The 2,782-nt window shown below is 55.0% G+C and carries 2 pseudogenes; both read right to left on the bottom strand.

Annotated features, from left to right (window positions below):
- Positions 1 to 1,151 precede the first annotated feature (1,151 nt).
- A pseudogene (locus EOB59_RS34260) lies at positions 1,152 to 1,358 on the bottom strand (transposase); the annotation flags it as partial.
- A gap of 560 nt (positions 1,359 to 1,918) precedes the next feature.
- A pseudogene (locus EOB59_RS34250) lies at positions 1,919 to 2,623 on the bottom strand (IS6 family transposase).
- Between the last annotated feature and the right edge of the window lie 159 nt (positions 2,624 to 2,782).

Here is a 2,782-nt window from a genome sequence, read left to right as displayed (position 1 = left end):
AGCCAAGCCAAGCCAAGCCAAGCCAAGCCAAGCCAAGCCAAAACTCCAATGTGACGCGTTGTTGACTTAGCAATTCGGCAGCCCCTTACAGAACGCTAAAGTTGCGCCCTTTGAACTGTAGCGAGAGTCAACGCCTGCACAGGAAGCTGCGACTCTATGCAACCGAATGGACACACACCCAATAGATGCCTTGTATTGCACCGAAACGGCAAACTGCGCCCTTTCGAGATTGTAAAAATTGTGGTCCAATAGGAAGAGTGCTCCTTCTCTATATAAGCCTCATTTCATCTTCCCATTTCACCACGGACAATCAAATCTCCTCTGTCTTCATTCGTACTCTCCCCGAACACCACAAAATTTCTTTCTTCTATCACGAGCACCTCTCTCACGATGGCTAATTGGATCGTTGGCGACCCATTCCAGGGTATCGGTCCTAACGCGATGGCGCAGTACCTCGGTCCCCGCACGATTCTGTGGGCAATCCATGCCGGTGCGCCTAATGTTACAATCACGTACCTCTACATGATGGAGGCCGAGGCTCGTCGCTGTGTTGCCAACGGAAACTTCACTGAAATGAGTAGTCATTATCGGCTGACGCGGCGGCTCCCGTGTTATGGCGGCCCTTACCCGGCGTGTGACTGGTGGCTAGCTCTCCCGTCTTGGTGGTGCGAAGAAGCCGATAATTTCGCGAACCCCGACTCCCTCCGCAACGCTCAAGGGTTTCCGGTGGTGGCGTGGGGGCGAGTGACACTGCCATATGATATTTGATGTTGTGCGTTTTGCAGTCAGCTGTTTTATTTTCCTTTGGTTTGTTACCGTTTTCTGCCGTTGTTTTTCTTGTTTCTTTTAGTTATGCTTTTGACGCCCGTGGCGTCATGTTGTTGTACTGTTTACTCAATTCCATTAAAGGACATGAAGAATTTCACGTCTATCTTGTCTCCGTTTTTACGAATGTATTGATACACCAGTGTATGTGGTGAATGTCGAACCAAGAAATTGACGCGTAAGCACGAACAATAACCACAGTACGCTAAGAGCGATCTTAGCCTGTACTTAAAATTGTTGCACAGAAATATATATTCGCCATCCTATATGGTGTAGACTGAAAGCAATGTCTCTGATGTAGACTGAAAGCGACGTCACATGTTCGTGCGAGACGTCGTCCGGGTAAATTGCCTGTAGAGGGTCTTGCGCGGTCCATAGACCGTCGGAGCGTCGACCCAGCGTCCGCCGCTCACCATATGGATGATGCCGCTGATCACGCGTCGATCATCAACGCGCGGCTTGCCTCGGGTGTCGGTCGGCAGATGCCGTTCAAGCAGCCCACACTGCTCATCGCTGAGCCAGAAATAAGCGATTCATGACCGGTCCCCCTCAGGGACCCTGAATCACAATCCCGCCGTCAGAGGAACCCCTTTTAATGGGTCCGGACCCTAAGGAAACCACGCGGCGACGATGGCTTCAATTATGATGACCCTGTCGTTTTCAAGGGGATATTTACATTACGATATATCCTGCCACGCTGATGCTGGATCGTAAGCGCGTAGGCATCCCCACGTAGCGTGCAGGCGGTTGATCGCTCATTTTCAGCATGAATCATGCTGAAAATCCTATGAGCGACAGTATGAGCCATCATCGAACATTCGAGATTTTGACGGCGGAGCCTGTGCCGTCCCGACGCAAGCCGCGCCATCGGTCGGACGAAGAGAAGGCACGGCTTGTCGCCGAAGCGTTCTCGCCAGGAGGCAATGTCTCGGTGGTTGCGCGTTCCGAGGGCTGGACCCCTCGCAGCTCTATGCGTGGCGCCGCAAGGCGCTTTCGTCGGGCATGGTTGCGCCACTGACGGAGGGAGCGAGCAAGCCGGCGGGCGTTGTCACGTTGTTTGCAATGTGGGCGCGTGAGGCCGACACCTCGCTTTTCAGGCAGGCCGTGCGCTTACGGCTTCCCACGCGGCCATTGCCTGGCGTCGATGGGCTCGAATTTGTGCGGCGGAGCGGTTGGTCTGGGATGGGACGAAGAGATTTCGGACGGCGGAGAAGATCGACACGAAATGCTGCAATGAGCCGACCGACCGGAAACCCTGTCGCGTTCGTTCCCGTTTTCGGAACGGCAGGTGAGAATTCTCCTCCCGGTTGTTCAAGCCTTTATGCGAGCGGTGTTCCACGTTCGGCATGAGCTGGCGTTTGGCCGCCCCGTAGGAGCGCAATTTGTCGGTGATCATACGCTTTGGCGGCAGACCCTGCTTCTTCAGAAGTCGCGTCAGCAGGCGCTTGGCGGCCTTGGTGTTGCGACGCGTCTGGACGATCTCGTCGAGCACATATCCGTCCTGATCAACCGCTCTCCACAACTAGCACTTCTGACCGTTGATGCGCACCGCGACTTCATCCAGGTGCCAGACATCATCTTTCGTCGGCGACTTGCGGCGTATGCGGCGCGCATAATCAGGGCCGTGCTTTCGGCACCATCGGCGGATGGTCTCGTAGGAAACGACGATCCCGCGATCGAGCAGCATTTCCTCGACATCGCGCAGGCTCAGATTGAAGCGGAAGTAGAGCCAGACAGCACGGGCCACGATTTCGATCGGATAGCGGTGGTTCTTGTAGGTCGGTGCACTCACGGTCATGGGCGCGCTGCTACCTCAATTTCCTTACCCCTCTATCAATGTGACCACCAGAGCGCGTGTTAATCGGATGGGATCGGGCTCTCACTCCCGATGGCAAGTCGATTGCGCTCGGCTCCACAGGTACGGACCTGCTTGGTCGCGCCGGCACCGAAGGAAACG

The sequence above is a fragment of the Mesorhizobium sp. M7A.F.Ca.MR.176.00.0.0 genome, assembly GCF_004023165.1.
Taxonomy (GTDB): Bacteria; Pseudomonadota; Alphaproteobacteria; order Rhizobiales; family Rhizobiaceae; genus Mesorhizobium.
The sequence above is the reverse complement of the archived record's forward strand: the minus strand, read 5'-3'. Positions and strand labels throughout refer to the sequence as shown.